An 18357-nucleotide genomic window follows, 5' to 3' on the forward strand; every position below is an offset into this window, starting at 1 on the left:
GCAGTTACTCCAGATGTAGCTTGGCTTGATACTTCTTGGCGTTGGTAATCCGAGCGGTGCGGCCCTCAGCGTCGGTCACGCCACTGAATTCGAGACCGTTATCCAGAACGATGCGATAGCGGGCAAATGCAACCGGCGCTCCTGTTCGCTCGTCCTCAATTTGAAACTGCTCGTCGTAGATTTCCTTGGCCTTAGGCGATGCCGCCGCCTCAGCCGTGACCGACTGCGCCCCTGTCGCCTGCTTCATCGCCCCCTTGAAGCTGACCTTCCCCGGCGCATGCACTTCAATATTCCCGCCTTGCAACCGGATGTAAGCGCCCTGCGCGGTCAGCAGCAGGGAGTCCTTGGCTTGCAGGGTGACGCTGGCACTGGTCGATGAAACGCGAATGTCTTTGAGTGCTGCGAGGCTGGCGCGGTCGCTTTGGGCTTGCAGGCTGACCGGACCTTGCGCGGCATGAAGTTGAATACCGCTAAGAGGCTCCGGCGATCCGGCAATGGCGTCAGCGCCGTGCGTGAACAGCACGATGCCGTCTTTCGCGGCGACGCGTGTGGCACCTTGTGCGAGGGTTTCGATGGCGTGTCCAGCGACTTGGGTGAGATGGCTTCCCACAGCGTGCAGCATGGCGTCCGGGGTGACGGTGACGATGCCGCCGGGGGCGGAGACCGCGATCATCGGCTCACTCCAAGACAGACCGCTGCTCGAATCCGTGTGGCCGCGAAGCGCGGCCTGGCTGGTATTCAGCGAGTCGATGGTGTTCAAGCCTGTGTTGCCGTTCGATGCCGCCCGGGAAGTGCTGCCTGAGACACTGCCCCGTTGGCTCGACGCAAGGTCTGCGTTCTGTTTCCTCGCGACATCGGCCAATGCCTGCGCCAACTGCTCGGCATCGGCCAATTGCTGGATGGCTTCTCGGGCATCGCGCGCTTGATGACCAGCATGTGTGCCGCCCGCGCGCGCATCCGCCGTGATCAACAAGCCTTGCCCAGCGCGGAGGCTGCCATACGCGTCCGTTGCCAGCCCGGTGCCGAGTCCGAGCGCGGCGCTGCGCTGATTGTCGATCTGGTGACGGGCATACCCGAGCGTCAGCACCGTGTTTGCCTGTGTCGTCTGCAGGTCCAGCCGAGCTTCGTCGGTGCTGTCATCGAAGACCAACTGGCTATGGTCGCCTTGTCCGGAGCGGCTGCTGCCGAGTGCCTGCGACTTGATGCCGGACAGCACGCCCGGATGGCGATTGCCGGCATGCCAGGCCGGTGCGTTCGCGCTGGCGGCTGCCGCGGTCTGACCGATGCGATTGCCGGGGGCATCGGTCCGGCCGCGGCCGTTGTAGACGGCGCCGATGACCACCGGACGATCGATGTCGCCATCGACATGTTCGATCAGCACTTCCTGCCCGATGCGCGGCACGAACACGCCGCCCCAGTTCGCACCAGCGACGGGTGTGGCAACGCGAACCCAAGTGCCGCTGCCGTCATTGCCGGGCGCGTTGTCATCGCCAGCCGGATGTGATTCGCGAGATGCGCTCCGACTACCGCGCTGCCAGTGGAATTGCACCTTGATCCGGTGATCGCGGTCCGTCGTGATGGCAGCTCCTTCAAGGCCGACGACGATGGCGCTACTCAGCCCTTGCGCCGTCGGTTTCGCGGACGGGCTCGGCGCGTAAGGAATCGCGGCTGGCAGCAGCACGGCGCGGTTGCGATAGAGCGGCTCGTCATCCGGGCGCTGACGGGCACCTGCGATCAACGCCGGAACCATGCTGGTGCCCAGCAAGTGCTGCAAGGCGCGCGAGAAGTCGACCGGCAGATTGTTCCGCGCCGCGTGCTGCACCGACAGCGTGATCAATGCCGCGCCATCGTGAGTCGGATGCTGCGAGATCGTCATCCGGCTACCCGGTGCCAAGCGCCGGTGGCTGCCACCCGCATCGATCTGCCGGCGGCCGACCTCTTCTGAACGGGCAACGAGGTCCGCAAGCCGCTGGCCCTGCTCGCGGTTCGGGTAGCGGTACTGGCCCGGGCTGTCGTGCAGTGTCAGCGATGGCAGCGAACTGCCACCAGGGTCATGGCTCTCCGCTTCGACTGGCCGAGTATCGAGGCTGACGTAGTCCCAGCTGCCGAGCACCACGCGGTTGCTGCCGACGGCGGCGCCCGCATCAAGCTGCTGGAAGCTGTCATCGGCTTCGGTCGTGCTGGCGCGGTGGAAGCGAACGATGCCGAGATCCGGTGCAAAGGCGCTGCGGTGATCGGCAATGACCAGACGGTGACGGCCGAATGCGGGATCACGGCGGTCGCCCTCGTGCTCGAACCACGCGTACAGCCCCTCGTCGGCCAGCAGCCGCTGCAGGAACTGCAGATCCGATTCGCGATACTGAATGGTCAGGCTGCGCTGCGGGTAGATCGAGGCATCCTGCAACTGCCAGCGCCAGTCGGCGTGCAGCAGCGGATCATCGCGGTAGTCGCCCAGCAGTTCGTCGATGATCTCGATGACGGTCTGGTCCTGAAACACGTACGAATCGCGCCGATGGCCGAGAAACGCGAGCCAGGGCTCCACCGTGAGGCGGTAACGCGCGAGCCCGCCGTTGCTGCCGAGCTGTTCGATGCTGGTGACATGCCCGTGGAACGGCCGCAGCGCGGTACGCGAATCGGCGCACAGCAGTTCCAGCAGCACGGGGCTCGCCAGCAGTTCGTCGGGATCGAGATGAGCGTTGGTCGACAACGCCAGAATCTCGTACGAGAAGCCGGCGGCCGGCATTTGCCGGTCTGCGGGTGCCGGGCGGCCGGCGGCAACACCGGATACGGATTCGAAGCCATCGAAGCGTTCGACCGTCAGCACGTCCGGGCCGAGCCTCGTGTGCAGCCGGATCAGACGGGTGTCCTGCGTGTAGACGGCCAGCGCGGCACGCAGCGCTTCGATTCCCGCGTCGATCACGCTGCTGAACGCGTGGCTCATGGCGCGTATCCGTCAGGGCTCGGGGCAGGGCTCACGTCAGCTGCCACAGCTGCGCGCGCCGCGCCTGCGAGAGGTCGATCTCGCCGGCGGCGCTGTTGCCATTCCACAGTGTGGCCTGTCCGCCCTCGGCATGGCCCGGCAGCTCCAGCACGAGCAGCCCACGGCGGCGCGCCAGATCTCGCAGGCGCAGCGGCGCGCTGCTGAATTCGGCAGCACCGAAGCGGCGCTCGAGATACGCGGCCAGATCGTGGACCCGCGTGAAGTACCAGCCGCCGTCGGCCCCGGAAATCGTGCGATTGGCGATACGGGGAATGCGCAGCCCGCTGCGATTCAGCACAAAGCTGAGCCGTACGGCTGCCGGGTTGTCGATGGCGCCGCTGCCGAGGTTCAGACCGACGTTGCCACCGATCTTGCGGCCGATGAAATCGTTGCTGCGATTGATTTCCTGGAATCGCATCCAGGCCGTGTTGAACAGGGGACGGTTCACGACAGGCCCTCCATGGCCGACGGGACGCAGAATGAGGCCGCGCGCACGGGATCAGGCAATGTCATAGCGGAACTCGCCGTGCTTGCTGGCGCTGACCTTGATGCGCTTGATCGCTTCGCCGCTCGCCATTCGTGAGAGCACGACACCGGCGATTTCCGGCAGTAGCGTGCCGTTCAGGATGTGATCGACATTGCGTGCGCCGCTGTCGACCTCCGTGCAGCGCGCCAGCACGGCTTCCGGCAATGATTTCGCGACGCTGAACTCGGCCTTGTGATTTTCGAGGATGCGGGCGCGTATGCGGTCGAGCTTGAGGCCGATGATCTTGAGCAGGATCTCGTCGGCCAGCGGATAGAACGGCACCACCTTCATGCGCCCCAGGAACGCGGGCTTGAAGGCCTTGAACAGCTGCGGGCGAATCAGCTCGGCGAGTGCTTCCCAGCCCGGCAGCTCCGCGGCAGGTTTGTTGACGCAAGCCTGCATCAGCGCGGCACTGCCGACATTCGAAGTCAGAATGATGAGACTGTTGCGAAAATCGATCTCGCGACCTTCGGCATCGTCCATCACGCCCTTGTCGAAGACCTGGAAGAACAGCTCCAATACGTCCGGATGGGCTTTTTCGATCTCGTCGAGCAGCACGACGCTATACGGGCGTCGGCGCACCGCTTCGGTCAGAACGCCACCTTCGCCATAGCCGACATAGCCGGGCGGCGAGCCCTTGAGGCCGGAGACGCTGTGCGCCTCCTGGTACTCGCTCATGTTGATCGTGATCAGATTGCGCTCGCCGCCATACAGCACCTCGGCCAGTGCCAGCGCGGTTTCGGTCTTGCCGACACCACTGGGACCGACGAACAGGAAGACCCCTTTCGGCTTGTTCGGGTCTTCGAGCTGGGCCCGCGAGGTACGCACGCGCTGGGCGATCGCGTCCAGCACATGCGGCTGGCCGATCACGCGGGCTGACAGCCGTTCCTCCAGCGTCAGCACGGTGTTGATCTCGTCCGTCACCATGCGGCCCAACGGGATGCCGGTCCACGCCGCGACGATTTCGGCGACGACACGGCCATCGACTTGGACCGGCACCAGCGGTTCCTCGCCCTGCGCGGCGGTGAGTGCTGCCATGGCCGCATCCAGTTCGCTGCGCAGCCGCACGCGGTCAGCGTCCGCCAAGGCCGGAGCGGCGCTGCCCGCGTTCGACGGCACCGGCGACAGCTGCGCGATCAGCGGGTACACGCGGTCGGCAAGCTGCTTCTCGTCGGCCCAGCGCTGGCGCAGCGTGGTCACGCGCTCGTGCATGGAGGCCGTCGTCGCCTCAATTGCCGCGAGGCGAGCGGTCTGCGCATCGCCGACCGAGGCATCCCGAACGAGGGCCCGATGCTCGGCCTGCAGCCGCGCCAGCTGCTGTTCGGCATCCTCGATCACCGCGGGCAGACCGCTCTGGCCGAGCGCGACTCTCGCGCAGGCGGTATCCAGCACGCTGATCGCCTTGTCCGGCAACTGCCGGCCGCTGATGTAGCGCGCCGACAGCCGCACGGCTTCGGTGATCGCTTCGTCGAGTACGCGAACCTTGAAATGCGCCTCCATCAGCGGCGCCATGCCGCGCAGCATCGCGGCCGCCAGCGGTTCGCTCGGCTCCTCGACCTTGACCACCTGAAACCGGCGTGCGAGCGCTGCGTCCTTCTCGAAGTACTTCTTGTATTCGCCCCACGTGGTCGCGGCGATCGTTCGCAACTCGCCGCGCGCCAGCGCCGGCTTCAGCAGGTTCGCGGCATCGCCCTGACCCGCCGTTCCGCCGGCGCCGATCATCGTGTGCGCTTCGTCGATGAACAGGATGATCGGCTGCGGGCTTTTCTTGACCTCGTCGATGACGTTCTTGAGGCGGTTCTCGAACTCGCCCTTGACGCTGGCGCCGGCCTGCAGCAAGCCCAGGTCCAGTGTCCGTAGCACGACACCCTGCAACGGCTGCGGCACGTCACCCGCCACGATCTTGCGCGCCAGGCCTTCGACGACTGCGGTCTTGCCGACTCCGGCCTCGCCGGTCAGGATCGGATTGTTCTGGCGCCGCCGCATCAGGATGTCCACCAGCTGGCGCGTTTCGTCATCGCGGCCAATGACCGGATCGATCTTGCCGTCGCGCGCGCGCTGCGTCAGATCGATGGTGAACTGATCGAGCGCTGGCGTACGCGCGCGACCGCGATCGCCGGCAGGCGACGCCGAACCGGCAGCCGCTGCGTCGTCCATATCGCCATGGCTGCTCGCCAGCGGCGCGGTGTCGATCGGCCGAAAGCCCTGCTGGTTCTCTTCGGAACCGCTGACCAGCTGATGCAGCTTGTGCTTCAGCTCGTCCAGCGGAAAGCGGCCGAACAGCGGCGACCCGCGATGGGCCAGCTGTTCAAGATCGGGTGCGGTCAGCAGCGCGAGCAGGCAATGGCCGCTGCGCACGCGCGTGGTGCCCCCCTCCAGCGACGCGATCAGCCAGGCCTGCTCGAACAGCTTCGGCAGATGCGGGGACAGGACCGGCGTGCGCGTGTTGCCGGTCTTGAAGCGGCCGAGTTCGCGGTGCAGGTCGGTATCGAGCACATCGAGACTGACGCCGTAGCGCCGCGCCAGCAGTGCGAAGTCACTGGCGCTGTTCTCGGTCAGCGCGAGGAAGAAATGTTCGAGGTCGACCTCGTAGTGTCCGCGCGACAGACACAGGCTGGCCGCGCGTTCCGCCGCCTTGCGGCAGGTGTCGTTCAGCTTGCCGATGAGGACTTTCAGGTTGGTGCTCATGGATTAGGGGGCGCTCAATGCCATTGCGGCTGGATGTCGTAGCCGGCGTCGTCGCGATCGGCGTTCGGGGTTTCGCTGATCAGCCAGCTGTCGAAGCCGAGGCGGACGGATGCGTCGTCGACCAGCGAAGCCGGCCGAACCTCATCGCGCTGGAGGATCAGGCGAATCTCGTACTCGATCGGACTGCCGGTCAGCATCAGCAGCAGTCGCGCCAGCGATGCCGCCGCGTGGCCCTGCGGCAACAGCGCGTCGAACGCGTCACGCCGCAACGGACCGAAGCGGATCCGCATGCGGTTCTCGCGTTGCCAGACGCGGGTGCCGCACAGCGCGCCGTCGCCGAGACGTCGATCGTTGCGCCCGAGCACGCTGAGCTGCTCTTCCGGCACATCGAACCAGCGGCCGACGAACTGCGTGACGTCGACCGGTGCGCGGAAATAGGTCGACAACAGACCGCTGATGGTGCTGGCCGATTTGCCCGAGCCGCGCAGCACGCCGGCAAAGTGGGCGAGCGTTTCGTCGAGCACGCCGCGGCCGTCGTCGCCATGCAGCTGGTCGCGCAGCGAGGTCGACCCGAGCCCGATCAGGCTCAGCAGCATCGGCAGGAATCGCTCCCGCCGGTTTTCCTCGTACTGGAAATGCAGGCGGTACTTGAGCCAGGCCTGATAGAACTGGGCAGTCGCGCGGTGGCTGAAGATGTCGAGAAACGCGCGCGCCGCATGGTCGCGATGGAGCCCTTCGCGCTCGTTCAGCCGTTCGGTGTACCAGCGCGGCATCGCGCCCTGGTTGCCGACCATGCCGATGAACGATGGCACCAGGGTGGCGCGGTCAAAGGTGTCGACTGGCGGCGGGAGGGCCGCCTTCGGCCGCGCGCCAGCGTCGTCATCGACTGCATCGACGGCTTCGACGCCATCGATCGGCTTGATGCGCCAACGCAGGCTTTCAATCTCGCTGGATGGAAACGCCAGCGACAGCGACGTACCGAAGCGGATGCGCTCGTCGACGGCGGCGGCGTCGAGCGATGCTCCGTCGCGAAAGTACAGGCGCAGCAGCCGCACCGCCTGAAAGAACTCGAAGCGGTGCGGTGCTGCGGCCAGTTGGCCGATCACGCCAGACGCTGGCTGCCGTTCCGGGCCGGACATCGCAGAATCTCCTCACCATCCTTGTGGGCGCGCACGACCAGTCGCACGAAGCTGTTGGCGTGCACGTACTGCGCGAAAAAGTGGTCGAGCACGCTGGCAAACAGATGACTGCCGGTGCCGACATAACTGGCTTCGTCCAATGTCAGGCTGACTTCGAGCCCACGGACGAACACGGGAAACGGATTGCCGGGCAGCATGGCCGTGGATGGGCGCTGGCCGATCGACTGGATGCCGGCGATCTGGCGCCGATTGGCCGGGCTGCGCGGCAGGTCATACAGCGTCAGCGTTTCCTTCAGCGCATCGGTGCCGGCGGCGCTCAGCGACAGGTGATTCAGCGACAGATGCGAGATCAGCCGCCATTGCGCGCCACCACCCCGATCGACGCGGCACGTCGCGGTGGGCCGACGCAGCAGCTTGATCTTGCGAGCCGGCGAGCCGCCGTCGACGAACAGATCGCCGCCAGCCAGTCCGTACGGCAATTGCGACGGCAGATCACGGTTGGTGCAGGTGAGTTCGATCGACAGCGTTTCAGTCTTGTCGTCGAGCGGCCGGAAGTCGAAATCGACGATCGACAGCTCATACTCGTAACCCGGACTCAGGGCCGCAACCTCGTCATTGCGCTTCAGGTGCCAGAAGCGTCCATGCTCGGCGAAAGCTTCGGCATGGTTCAACGAGTAGAACGGCCGGTACTCGATCACGCTTTCGCCATGCGCGCTCTTTTCGACCTTGCGGACGGAGTTGATCCGGTAGACCTCGTAGGCATGGGCGCGCCTCGCGTCGGGGACGACGCTGTAACGCGTTTTCGTGCGCGTCATTCGAATGGGCTCGGCCGGCTGCCGGAACAGGTTGACCACCGGCGTGCAACCCAGCACGAAATTGCTGGCGGACACCCGTTCCAGAAGGCGTGATTCGTCGTTGCCGCGCGTCGCCGCACGCAGCAGCAGCTTCAGTTCGAAGCGACGGCAGCCGGCGGGCAGCAGCGGCAGCAAGCGATCCAGCCGGATGTCGATGAAATTGAATTTTTCCGGGAACGCGAAGTACTCGCTGAGCAGTCGATACGCGAGGTCCGATCGCGCGTCGTAGTCGAGCAAGCCTTCATCGGGTGCAAACCCGACGGGCAGCACGACTTCGTCGTCGATCGACTGCCAGCGCGCCTGATCGGGAAGCCGGACGGCGGCGCCGCCGCAGCGCTGGAACAGCGCTTCGCGGATCTGGCTGACCAGTGAGCTGTCGCCGTCGAGAAACAGCCGGACATGCGCCAGACCCAGCTGGTCGAGCGTGAGCTGCGCCGATCGGGTCTCGAAACTCAAGCTCAGGATCTGGCTGGCGTCGGTCACCGTGCGCAGGCCCCGCGCCGCGTCGACACCGTCCTCCAGCGCAGCGGCCGTCACCGCCAGCGGTGACAAGGTCACGTCATAGGCAGTGCGAAAACGGCAGGACACGCCCTTGACCGGTCGTGTGGCGAGCATCGTGCCGCGGGGCAACGTCATCGGCGCCGACAGCTGCGCATCCGCCTGGCCATTGTCGAAGCGCACGATCGAGCACGATGGAAACGGTCGCAGGTAATGCGGATACAGCACGTCGAGCATCGACTCCGTGATCTCCGGGAAGTCGTCGTCGAGCTTCTTGGAGACTCGGGCGGTCAGCAGCGCGAACGATTGCAGCAGTCGTTCCACGTGCGGGTCTTCGCAGGCCTCGCCGGACAGCAGCAGCCGCGCGGCCACTTTCGGGTAGGCCTCCGCAAACTCGCGGGCATGCCGACGCAGGAAGGTCAGCTCTTTTTCGTAATAGGGAAGCAGTTCGTGCACGAAGGTTCAGCCAGCGCGTGTGCGCACGATCGAGTACTGCGCCGACGACGGCTGCAGCACGGCATCGAAATTGACCGGCTCCGAGGCCGGATGGACCTGCAGCAGCGCCTTGATGTTGAAACGCAGGGCATTGACCGAGGTGGCGTCGAGATCGAGGTCCACCTGCACGGCACGAAGGCGAGGCTCGTGCACGAGGATCGTCTGTTCCAGCGTGGCACAGATCAGGCTGCGATCGGCAGGGCTGGTCAGGCTCATGCCGACGAAATCGGTCATGCCGAAGCTGAATACCGAACGGGCGACTTCCGGATAGTCGGCATAGTCGCTCTTGCGCAGGCCGGCGCGGCTGTTCAGCAGCGCCTCGAGGTCGCCGGCAACCGATTCCTTGAGTTCCTCGACGCTCCATTGACGAAGCGCGACCGGCTCATGCGACTGCTTCGGCGACTGATCGAACAGGCGTTCGAACAGCGTCGGCTTGAATGCCCGGCGAGTGGCCGCCGAACCGGAAATGGCCATGAATCACCCGATGACAGACGCTGGTCGAGTACGGTGTGCCGTCGCAAGCACAGATCGCAGCGCCAGGCTGCGATCCATGGGTTGCGTACGGCAACGACAGCCGGATGAGCCTCAGACGGCTTCCGTCGCCTTGTTCTTCGACAGGCTCCACATCTGCGGATTGCTCGCCCCCTTCTTGCCGTCGATGCCCTGGATCGTGTACGTCCACTTCACCGAGGCGTACTTCAGCGCGAAGGTCTCGGTCGGCAGGCCTTCGCCGAGGACCGATGGCGACACGCTCGAAATGATGGCGTTGTTCAGCACTACTTCGAGGTACTTGATCGCTTCCTTGCCGCTGGAGCGATAGAACTCGATGGTGACCTTCTTGAAGGTGTCGCCCTGACTGCAGGCCAGCCACAGCGACGGGCTGGTCGAGTCGATGTCCTTCACGAAAATCATGTCGCCGTGTTCGCAGCGCTCGGCGGTGTGGCCGCCAGCCGTGCTCGCCGTGGCCGAACGCGGCTGCGCGATGTTGTGGCTCCACGAATCGACTTCGAGCCAATCCTTGTGCTTGTCGTCACGCGATTCGCCAGTGATCTTGGTGTCGCCGTTCTCAAACTTCACGAAAATGAACTTCATTGGGGTTCCCTCCTCAATTGGTTACGAAAGATCAAGCTTTTGCTGATTGCGGCAACTCGGCCACCAGCCGCAGAGACACGGACAACTCGTCAAGCTGGAAATGGGGCCGAAGGAATGCCACGGCGCGATAAACGCCCGGCCGTCCTGCCACTTCTGCCACCTGGATCGATGCTTCTCGCAACGGGTACTGCGCCTTCACTTCCTGGCTCGCCGAGTCATCCATGACGACATATTGCGCGATCCAGTTGTTCAGGAAGGTTTCGACGTTCGAGGCCGACGCGAAACTGCCGATCTTGTCGCGCATCATCGACTTCAGATAGTGCGCAATGCGGGACACGGCAAAGATGTATTGCAGCTGTGCCGACAGCACGGCGTTGGCATTGGCGGCATCGGTGTCGTACTTGCGGGTCTTCTGGGCCGATTGCGCTCCGAAGAAGGCGGCGTAGTCCGTGCCCTTGCAGTGAACGAGCGGCATGAAGCCGAGATCGCTCAATTCCTTCTCGCGGCGATCGGTGATCGCGATTTCGGTCGGGCACTTATGGGCCACTTCACCGGCATCGGTCTTGAACGTGTGCGTGGGCAGACCTTCGACCAGACCACCACCTTCGACACCGCGGATCGCCGCGCACCAGCCGTGACGATCAAACGCTTCGGTGAGGCGCACGGCGAACGCGTAGGCGGCGTTGACCCACAGATACTTCGAATGATCGGATCCGTCGACTTCCTCGACGAAGTTGAAGCCTTCGACCGGTGTGCCATCCTTCGGGTTGTACGGCAGGCGCCCGAGGAAGCGCGGGACGGCGAGGCCGACGTAGCGTGAATCTTCCGACTCGCGGAAGGTCTTCCACTTCGCGTATTCGATCGTATCGAACAGCTTAGCGAGATCGCGTGGCTTGCCGAGTTCGGTGAAGGTGTCCAGTCCGAACAGTTCCGGTGCGGCCGCGGTGATGAACGGCGCATGGGACGCCGCGGCGATATGCGACATCTGTTCGAGGAAGTAGATGTCTTCCGGCTGTCGCGAGGTGCCGAAGTCGCCGACGAGCGCACCGAACGGCGCACCGCCGAAGGTGCCGAATTCCTCTTCGTAAACCTTCTTGAACAGCGCCGACTGATCGAAGTCGATCGCCGAACGGAAGTCGCGGGTCAGTTCTTTCTTGTTGGCATTGAGTACCTTGATCTTCAGGGTCGAACTGGTCGACGTGTTCTTGCACAGGTACTCGAGGCCGCGCCAGGCACTTTCCAGCTTCTGGAATTCCGGTGCGTGCATCACCGCGCTGAGCTGATCGGAGATCAGCTGATCCAGCTCTGCGACCCGCGCATCGAGCGTTGCCGACAGGTTTTCGGACATGACGACGGTGCCGGACATGACCTGCGCCACCAGCTCGCCGATGATGTCGCGTGCCCGCGCATGCTCGGTGGCCGATTTCGCCACGCGGCTCTGTGCCACGATGGTATCGAGCAGGCTGCTGGTGTCGTCGGCTGCGCTGCTGCCGACGCTTGAAACCGGTTGTGCCGTTGCGCTCATGAGCTACTCCTTGGACGCCGTTTCCTTGCCGAGCTCGGCAAGCTTTTCCGTGCTGCCGAGAACGTCCTGCAGCAGATCTTCCAGCTTGTCGTTGCCGGCCAGCTTGTTGCGCAGATCGGCGAGCTTCGAGCGCGCTTCAAGCAGCTTGCGCAGCGGTTCGACCTGCTGCACGACGGCTTCCGGCCGGAAATCTTCCATCTGCTTGAAGTTCAGTTCGACGGCGAACTCGCCGCCGTCACGCCCGAGCTTGTTCGGAACGCGGTAGACGGCACGCGGTGCAATGCCGCCGAGCACGTCATCGAAGTTGTCGCCGTCGATGCTGACGAAGCTGCGGTCCTTGATCCGTGGCAGCGGTTGCTCGGGATTGCCGGACAGATCGCTGATGACGCCGACGACGAATGGAATCTCCTTCTGTTCGATGGCGTCGCCCTTCTCGACGTCATAGGTCAGCTTCACGCGGGGCGCGCGGACCCGGCTGAGTCGCTGCTGCACGCTTTCCTTCTTGGCCACGGTCACTCTCCCTGTGTGTCAGTTGCTGCCGGTTATTCAGTTGCTGCGCAAGGCCCCGAATGGATCGGCGTTGTCAGCCGGTATGGGCGTCGGGGGAACGGGAACATTCGAGGCCGTGGCAGCCGGTGCAGCCGAGCCGGCAACGGGCGCTGGCCGCTTGGCGACCGGACGCTTGGCCGGTTTCTTCGGCGGTTCCGGTGGTGGCGGTGGCAGCAGCAGATCGGTCGACAGGCTTTCGCGCAGCACCAGGGCCAGACGCTGGGCTTCAGCCTGGGCGCTGGCGTTGAGATTCTGTTCGCCGCGCAGTTCGGTCAGCGAACGGATGGCGATTCGCAGCGATGCGACAACGGCGATGCTGCGTGCTTCCTGGCTGGCGGGATCGCGCTTCACGGCTTCTTCGGCCGACACGATCGCGGCGGGATAGTCGGATTGCTCGAATTGGAGTTGTGCGCGGCGCAGCCATGGACGAGCACTGACGGGGTTGTCCTTCGCCGCCTGATCCAGCACGCCGATGGCCTGCGAGGTCTGGCCGCTGCCGATCAATGCGTTGGCCTGTTCGACGGCTGCATCGGCATCCAGACGCGGAATTTCCGGCACGACGGGCGGCGTGGCGCACGCACTCAGGCCGGCGGCAATGGCCAGCACGACGATGGACGGCAGGGTCGTGAAACACCGTGGCATGACATCAAATCCTTTTGAAGTCGACTGGCGCAAGTGGACTCGCAATCCGCGACCCTTGCACCGAACACAATCCTTGTTATTGGTTACTCTATGTGCAGTCCCTGTAGCGCGCAACCAGCGTTTCAGGCTCCGCGAATCATCAAGGACGATGCAGCGTGATGCGCCACACAGTTCTGGCAAGGATTGCCGGCTCAACGGTTCCGAATCGATGGTTCACCGGTTTCGTGAGCACTGCCACGGCTCTGATGCTGGTGGCGTGCTCCTCCGCTTCGCGCCTGGTCGACGCACCGCTCGAGGCGATCGGCCTCGCCAAGCCTGTTCCGCAGACAGCCGCCGCACCACCGGTTCACCGGGTCAGACTCAGGATCGAGGCGGCGGCCAATCTCAACGCCGATGATCAGGGCCGCGGGCTGGCGCTGGTTGCACGTCTCTATCAGCTCAAGAACGCGACTCGCTTTGCCCAGCTGCCCTATGAATCCTTCGCGAATGCGGAGGCGGATCAAGCCGGATGGCAGGACGATGTCGTCAGCAGCCGCGAACTGATCCTGACACCCGGGCAACGCTTCGAGTCACTTGAAGTGCTCGATGCCGACACGCGACATCTCGGCATCGTCACGTTGTTCCGCCAACCTGCACCGTATCGCTGGCGGTTCGTGCTCGATGCCGCGGCGGCCGAGCAGAGTGGCGTGCTGATCGGCGCACATGCCTGCGCGATGACGATCACCGCGGGTCTCGTCGGCACCGATGGTGCCGGCCGAACGCTGGATCGCCTGCCGCCGGCATGCCCGAAGCACTGACATGGACGTCTGCCCAATCGTGAAACCGACATGAAGTCACCCGCGAAGATTTTCTGGGGCGAAGGCCTGTTCCTGAAGCCGCAGCATTTTCAGCGACAGGACCTGTATCACGAGGCGCGGCTGACGCAGATCGCGCGCACCCTGCATCCGTTTGCCTGGGGCCTGCGGGCGATGGCGGTCGATCAGGAAGCGCTCGCCAGCGGCACCCTGCGCCTGCAGGAGCTGAGTCTGGTGTTCCCGGACGGCGAGCCTTACACCGCACCGGACCAGGACGAACTGCCGGACGCGGTCAATCTCGCGAACCTGCCGGCCGGCAGCGACATGCTGACCTTCCACGTGGCCCTGCCGCCGGTGCGCGAAGGCGGCGGCAATGTCGCGTCGCGCGAGGCGAGCCCGGGCGTGCCGTCACGTTACGTGCAGCGCAATCACCGCATGTCCGATCTGTTCACTGCGGCGGTGGAAACCGAGGTCGCGACGCTGCGGCGGCAGGCGCGGCTGATGTCCTCGCAGGATGCGCTCAGCGACCTGATCTCGATGCCGGTGCTGCGCCTGCGCAAGACCGGCTCCGGTGACTGGCGGCTCGACAACGCCTTCATGCCGCCGACGGTCTCGATCGATGCCAATCCCAGCCTCCATCTGATGCTGCGGCGCTTGCTCGACATGCTGCAGGCCAAGGTCTCGGCGCTGTATGGCCATCATCGCGAGCCATCGAAGAACATCATCGAGTTCCGCTCGGGCGACATCGCGTCGTTCTGGTTCCTGCACACCGCCAGCGGTGCCTATGCCCAGCTGCTGCATCTGTATCACCAGTCCAGGCTGCATCCGGAACGATTGTTCGAGGCGCTGCTGACGCTCGCCGGTCAGTTGATGACGTTCTCGAATGCCTACCAGCTGGCCGATCTGCCGATCTATGCGCATGCCGATCCGGGCGCCGGTTTCCTGAAGCTGGACCGCATCATTCGCGATCTGCTGGAAACTGTGATCTCGACGCGCTACGTCGCGATTGCGCTTAGCGAAACCAAGCCATCGTTCCACAGCGGCCGGCTCGATTCGGACAAGCTGGCGCAGAACGCGACGTTCTATCTCGCGGTGTCGGCCGATCTGCCGCCGGCGGAGATCGTCGAAACCGTGCCGATGCGGATCAAGATCGGCGCGCCGGACGATGTCGAGAAGATCGTTGTCTCCGCCTTGCCGGGCATTCGCCTGACCGCGGCTCCGCAGGTCCCGGCGGCCATTCCGGTGCGCCCCGGTGCGTACTACTTCGCAGTCGACGCGCGCGGGCCGCTGTACGAACGCATGCTGAAGTCGCAGGCTGTGGTGGTGTACGTGCCGTCGAGCTTCCGCGAACTGAAGCTGGAACTGCTGGCGATCCTGCAGTGACCGCGCGTCATCCGGTTTTCATCGTCAAGGAGTGACGACATGGCTGCACCGAGCCTGCTGACCCCGTCGCAATCGCCGCTGAGCAGCGACATGACCGTGCGCCGCGTCGTGCAGCCGTCCGGCGCGCGCACGGCGAACTCGCTGGCCGATCTGATGTACGACGGCTTCTTCATGCTGACCCTGCTGCGCGCGCAGCACGCGCCGGGCGATCCGTCGACGTTCGCCGCACGGATCCGTACATTTCTCGATGATTTCGAGCGCGATGCCCGGCGCATCAATGCGTCGACCGAAGACATCTTCGACGCCAAGTACGCGTTCTGCGCCACGGTTGACGAAACCATCCTGCGCTCGAACCTGGCGATCCGCGCGCTGTGGGAGCGCCGGCCGCTGCAGCTCGTCTATTTCGGCGAGCAGCTGGCCGGCGAGCATTTCTTCGACAAGCTCGAAGCGCTGCGGGCCCGCGGCGCGCTGCGGGTGCAGGCACTCGAAGTGTTCTACCTGTGCCTGCTGCTCGGCTTCGAAGGCAAGTACGCGCTCGAAGGCTCGGAGAAGCTGGCCTACCTGAGCGCGCGCGTCGGCGACGAACTGAGCCACCACAAGGGCAAGCGCAGCGGCTTTGCGCCGAACTGGAAGGCACCGGATGCCATTCGCCATCGGCTGCGCGGCGAAGTGCCGCTGTGGGCCTTCGGCGCGGTGTTCGCCGTGTTCGGCATGGTCGCGTTCCTGCTGCTGCGCTGGCAGCTGTCGCGCCACACCGAGCAGACGCTGGCGGCGTATCAGCAGATCGTCGCGCAACCGCCGCTCAGCGCCAACATCACGATCACGCTGCCCTGAGCGCTGCTCTGGGCGCCGCCGTCGTATGGCGTGCGCTCAGCCAGCCGCCTTGCGGGCCCGGTGCATGCGCCACGCGGTCCGGTACTCGTCGAGCAGATAGCGCCAGAACGCGCCGAACACGCCGAGATTGAAGTCCGGCTTCTGGCCATCGGCCAGCCGCATCAACTGCAGGTAATACCAGCCCTGCTGGCCGAAGACGTTGATCAGCCGGAACAGGTGGACTTTGGTGGTCGGCGCGAAGATGCCGGGGCCGAGCTGCATGCGCTTCTCGTAGCGCGGGAATTCGCTGATGCTGCGGTTCAGCAGCCGTTTCGGCAGATCCGGTTCGCCGCACAGTGGCCGGCCGAGGCCGATGACATCGCAGTCGCCGCTGGTCAGGGCCTCTTCCATGCCGGCGCGGGTACGGAAGCCGCCGGTGACCAGCATCGGCATCTTCGCGACCTTGCGGATCGCGGTCGCGTATTCGAGGAAGTAGGCCTCGCGCCGGCGCGTACTTTCGAGCTGCTGGGCCGGCGCTTCCTGATCCGGCGCGCGATAGCCGGCCACGTCCTTGGCCTTGCCTTCGTAGCCGAGCAGGCGCGGCTGCTCGTAACTGCCGCCGGAGACTTCGAGCAGGTCGATGCTGCTGGCGTTGAGCCACTCGACGACCTGCAGGCATTCCTCGATGGTGAAGCCGCCCTTCTGGAAATCGGCCGAGTTCAGCTTGACGCTGATCGCGAAGTCGGCACCGACGGCCGCGCGCGTGGCCTTGATCGTTTCCAGCAGCATCCGCGCGCGATTCTCGAGACTGCCACCCCAGGCATCGGTACGCAGGTTGGTGACGCCGGACAGGAACGACGACAGCAGATAGCCGTGCGCGCCGTGGATCTGCACGCCGGTGAAACCGGCTTCGCGGGCGGTGGCGGCGACCCGGGCGTAGCGCTGGATGAAGTCGAGAATCTCGTCCTCGCGCAGCGCGCGCGGCGTGGCGTAGTTCGCCAGCAGCTTGAGCTGCACGGCGCTCGGCGCGAGCGGTTCGCGCGTCACGTACATCGGCGACTGGCGGCCGGCATGGCTGATCTGCATCCACAGCTGGTTGCCGGCCGCAGTGCCGGCACGTGCCCAGGCTTTGAGCCGCTGCATGGTTTCCGGATCGGCTTGCGCCGGGTCCAGCGCGACATTGCCCGGGCGTTCGAGCACGCGGCGGTCGATCTGGACGTTGCCGGTGATCAGCAGACCGCAGCCGCCTTCGGACCACTGCCGATACAGCGTCTCGTGGCGCGATGTCGGCCGCAGAAGCGCATCGGCCACGCCCTCGGTCATCGCGCTCTTGCACAGACGGTTCGGCAGCACGGTGCCGCAGGGCAGGGTCAGCGGTTGGGCCAGCAGGTCCATGGTCGGGCACGGTTTCAGGGGTGAAAGCAAACGCTAACCCGCTGAATCGCTGAATGAAAGTGCCTGCCTTGTCAGTTTCCGCCGGTTCGCCGCGGGCGCGCGGCTCCGCTGCACGCTCAGTGCTGGCAGCCCGGGCACCAGCAGCTGGCGCGGTTGCCGAGGCGGATGCCCTTGATCGTCGCGCCGCAGACCCGGCACGGCTGGCCTTCGCGGCCGTAGACGTAGAGATCCTGCTGGAAATAGCCGGACGCGCCGTCGGCGCCGGCAAAGTCGCGCAAGGTGGTGCCGCCCTGCGTGATCGCCTCGGTCAGCACCTCGCGGATGCGCATGGCCAGTCGCCCGTATTCGGCCCGCGTGACCTTGCCGGCCTTGCGCGTCGGCTTGAGGCCGGCACGGAACAGCGATTCGGCCGCGTAGATATTGCCGGCGCCGACGACGACATGCCCGTCCATCACGAAGTTCTTCAGCGGTGCGCTGCGGCCGCGCGACTTCTCGAACAGGTAGTCGCCGCTGAATGCGGGCGAGAACGGCTCGGGGCCGAGGGCGTCAATCAGCACATGGCCCGGTTCGCTGACCGGCCACGGCAGCACGGCGCCGAAGCGGCGCGGGTCGTGATAGCGCAGCAGGCGGCCATCGTCGAGGAACAGGTCGACATGGTCGTGCTTTTTCGCGTCCGGCTCGCCATCGAGCACCAGCACGCGGCCGGTCATGCCGAGGTGGATGATCAGGCGGTCGCCGCCGATCATCTGGAAAATCAGGTACTTGCCGCGACGGCTGACGGCTTCGATGCGCTGGCCGGTGGCGAAGGCTTCGAACGTCGGCGGCACCGGCCAGCGCAGGCGCGGATCGCGGACGACGACCCGCCGGATCTGGCGCCCGAGCACATGCGGCTCGACGCCACGGCGGACGGTTTCAACTTCAGGGAGTTCAGGCATCGCAACAGCCTGCCATCAAACGCAGGCCGCGTGGCGTTGCGCGATGCGC

Annotated in this window: 15 protein-coding genes; 3 read left to right on the top strand and 12 right to left on the bottom strand. The window is 65.2% G+C overall.

The window, feature by feature from the left end; translation table 11 throughout:
* Positions 1-4: 4 nt before the first annotated feature.
* The 10 genes from QZ951_RS19110 to QZ951_RS19155 form a co-directional block, all read right to left on the bottom strand.
* On the bottom strand, positions 5-2743 hold the full coding sequence (locus QZ951_RS19110) for a type VI secretion system Vgr family protein (protein ID WP_293003530.1): 2739 nt from the start codon (positions 2741-2743) through the stop codon (positions 5-7).
* A gap of 229 nt (positions 2744-2972) precedes the next feature.
* The gene (locus QZ951_RS19115) at positions 2973-3428 is read right to left on the bottom strand and encodes a T6SS effector amidase Tae4 family protein (protein WP_293003532.1); all 456 of its coding nucleotides are present in this window, start codon (positions 3426-3428) and stop codon (positions 2973-2975) included.
* A 51-nt stretch (positions 3429-3479) separates the two neighbouring features.
* Positions 3480-6194, bottom strand: coding sequence for a type VI secretion system ATPase TssH (tssH, locus tag QZ951_RS19120; protein WP_293003534.1), 2715 nt, complete (start codon positions 6192-6194; stop codon positions 3480-3482).
* A gap of 14 nt (positions 6195-6208) precedes the next feature.
* Positions 6209-7333, bottom strand: a complete 1125-nt coding sequence (gene tssG, locus QZ951_RS19125) for a type VI secretion system baseplate subunit TssG (RefSeq protein ID WP_293003536.1) — start codon at positions 7331-7333, stop codon at positions 6209-6211.
* Positions 7297-9141: a type VI secretion system baseplate subunit TssF gene (gene tssF, locus QZ951_RS19130; protein ID WP_293003538.1), complete on the bottom strand. Its 1845-nt coding sequence runs from the start codon at positions 9139-9141 to the stop codon at positions 7297-7299. The genes tssG and tssF overlap by 37 nt, the downstream gene beginning before the upstream one ends.
* A 6-nt stretch (positions 9142-9147) precedes the next feature.
* Positions 9148-9654: a type VI secretion system baseplate subunit TssE gene (gene tssE, locus QZ951_RS19135; protein WP_293003540.1), complete on the bottom strand. Its 507-nt coding sequence runs from the start codon at positions 9652-9654 to the stop codon at positions 9148-9150.
* Between the two features lie 111 nt (positions 9655-9765).
* Positions 9766-10272 carry a type VI secretion system tube protein Hcp gene (locus QZ951_RS19140; RefSeq protein ID WP_293003542.1) on the bottom strand — a complete coding sequence of 169 codons (507 nt, stop codon included), beginning with the start codon at positions 10270-10272 and terminating at the stop codon, positions 9766-9768.
* A 31-nt stretch (positions 10273-10303) separates the two neighbouring features.
* Positions 10304-11797 (bottom strand): type VI secretion system contractile sheath large subunit, encoded by a 1494-nt coding sequence (tssC, locus tag QZ951_RS19145; protein WP_293003544.1) that lies wholly within the window; start codon positions 11795-11797, stop codon positions 10304-10306.
* A 3-nt stretch (positions 11798-11800) separates the two neighbouring features.
* Positions 11801-12307, bottom strand: coding sequence for a type VI secretion system contractile sheath small subunit (gene tssB / locus QZ951_RS19150; protein ID WP_293003546.1), 507 nt, complete (start codon positions 12305-12307; stop codon positions 11801-11803).
* A gap of 36 nt (positions 12308-12343) precedes the next feature.
* Complete coding sequence (locus QZ951_RS19155; RefSeq protein ID WP_293003548.1) at positions 12344-13183, bottom strand: tetratricopeptide repeat protein; 840 nt, start codon at positions 13181-13183, stop codon at positions 12344-12346.
* On the opposite strand from QZ951_RS19155, the gene tssJ reads away from it, so the two are divergent.
* The 3 genes from tssJ to icmH are packed head-to-tail and all read left to right on the top strand — an operon-like array spanning position 13147 to position 15999.
* Positions 13147-13785, top strand: coding sequence for a type VI secretion system lipoprotein TssJ (gene tssJ, locus QZ951_RS19160; RefSeq protein WP_293003629.1), 639 nt, complete (start codon positions 13147-13149; stop codon positions 13783-13785). The genes QZ951_RS19155 and tssJ overlap by 37 nt on opposite strands.
* A gap of 30 nt (positions 13786-13815) precedes the next feature.
* On the top strand, positions 13816-15165 hold the full coding sequence (gene tssK, locus QZ951_RS19165; RefSeq protein ID WP_293003551.1) for a type VI secretion system baseplate subunit TssK: 1350 nt from the start codon (positions 13816-13818) through the stop codon (positions 15163-15165).
* A gap of 39 nt (positions 15166-15204) precedes the next feature.
* Positions 15205-15999 (top strand): type IVB secretion system protein IcmH/DotU, encoded by a 795-nt coding sequence (icmH, locus tag QZ951_RS19170; RefSeq protein WP_293003553.1) that lies wholly within the window; start codon positions 15205-15207, stop codon positions 15997-15999.
* Between the two features lie 36 nt (positions 16000-16035).
* Here icmH and QZ951_RS19175 read toward each other — a convergent pair whose 3' ends face one another.
* Both QZ951_RS19175 and mutM read right to left on the bottom strand, forming a co-directional pair.
* Positions 16036-17373: an NADH:flavin oxidoreductase/NADH oxidase family protein gene (locus QZ951_RS19175; protein ID WP_293003555.1), complete on the bottom strand. Its 1338-nt coding sequence runs from the start codon at positions 17371-17373 to the stop codon at positions 16036-16038.
* Positions 17374-17489: 116 nt separating this feature from the next.
* Positions 17490-18308: a bifunctional DNA-formamidopyrimidine glycosylase/DNA-(apurinic or apyrimidinic site) lyase gene (gene mutM / locus QZ951_RS19180; protein WP_293003558.1), complete on the bottom strand. Its 819-nt coding sequence runs from the start codon at positions 18306-18308 to the stop codon at positions 17490-17492.
* Positions 18309-18357 lie beyond the last annotated feature (49 nt).

Source organism: Nevskia sp. (genome assembly GCF_021732705.1).
Taxonomy (GTDB): Bacteria; Pseudomonadota; Gammaproteobacteria; order Nevskiales; family Nevskiaceae; genus Nevskia.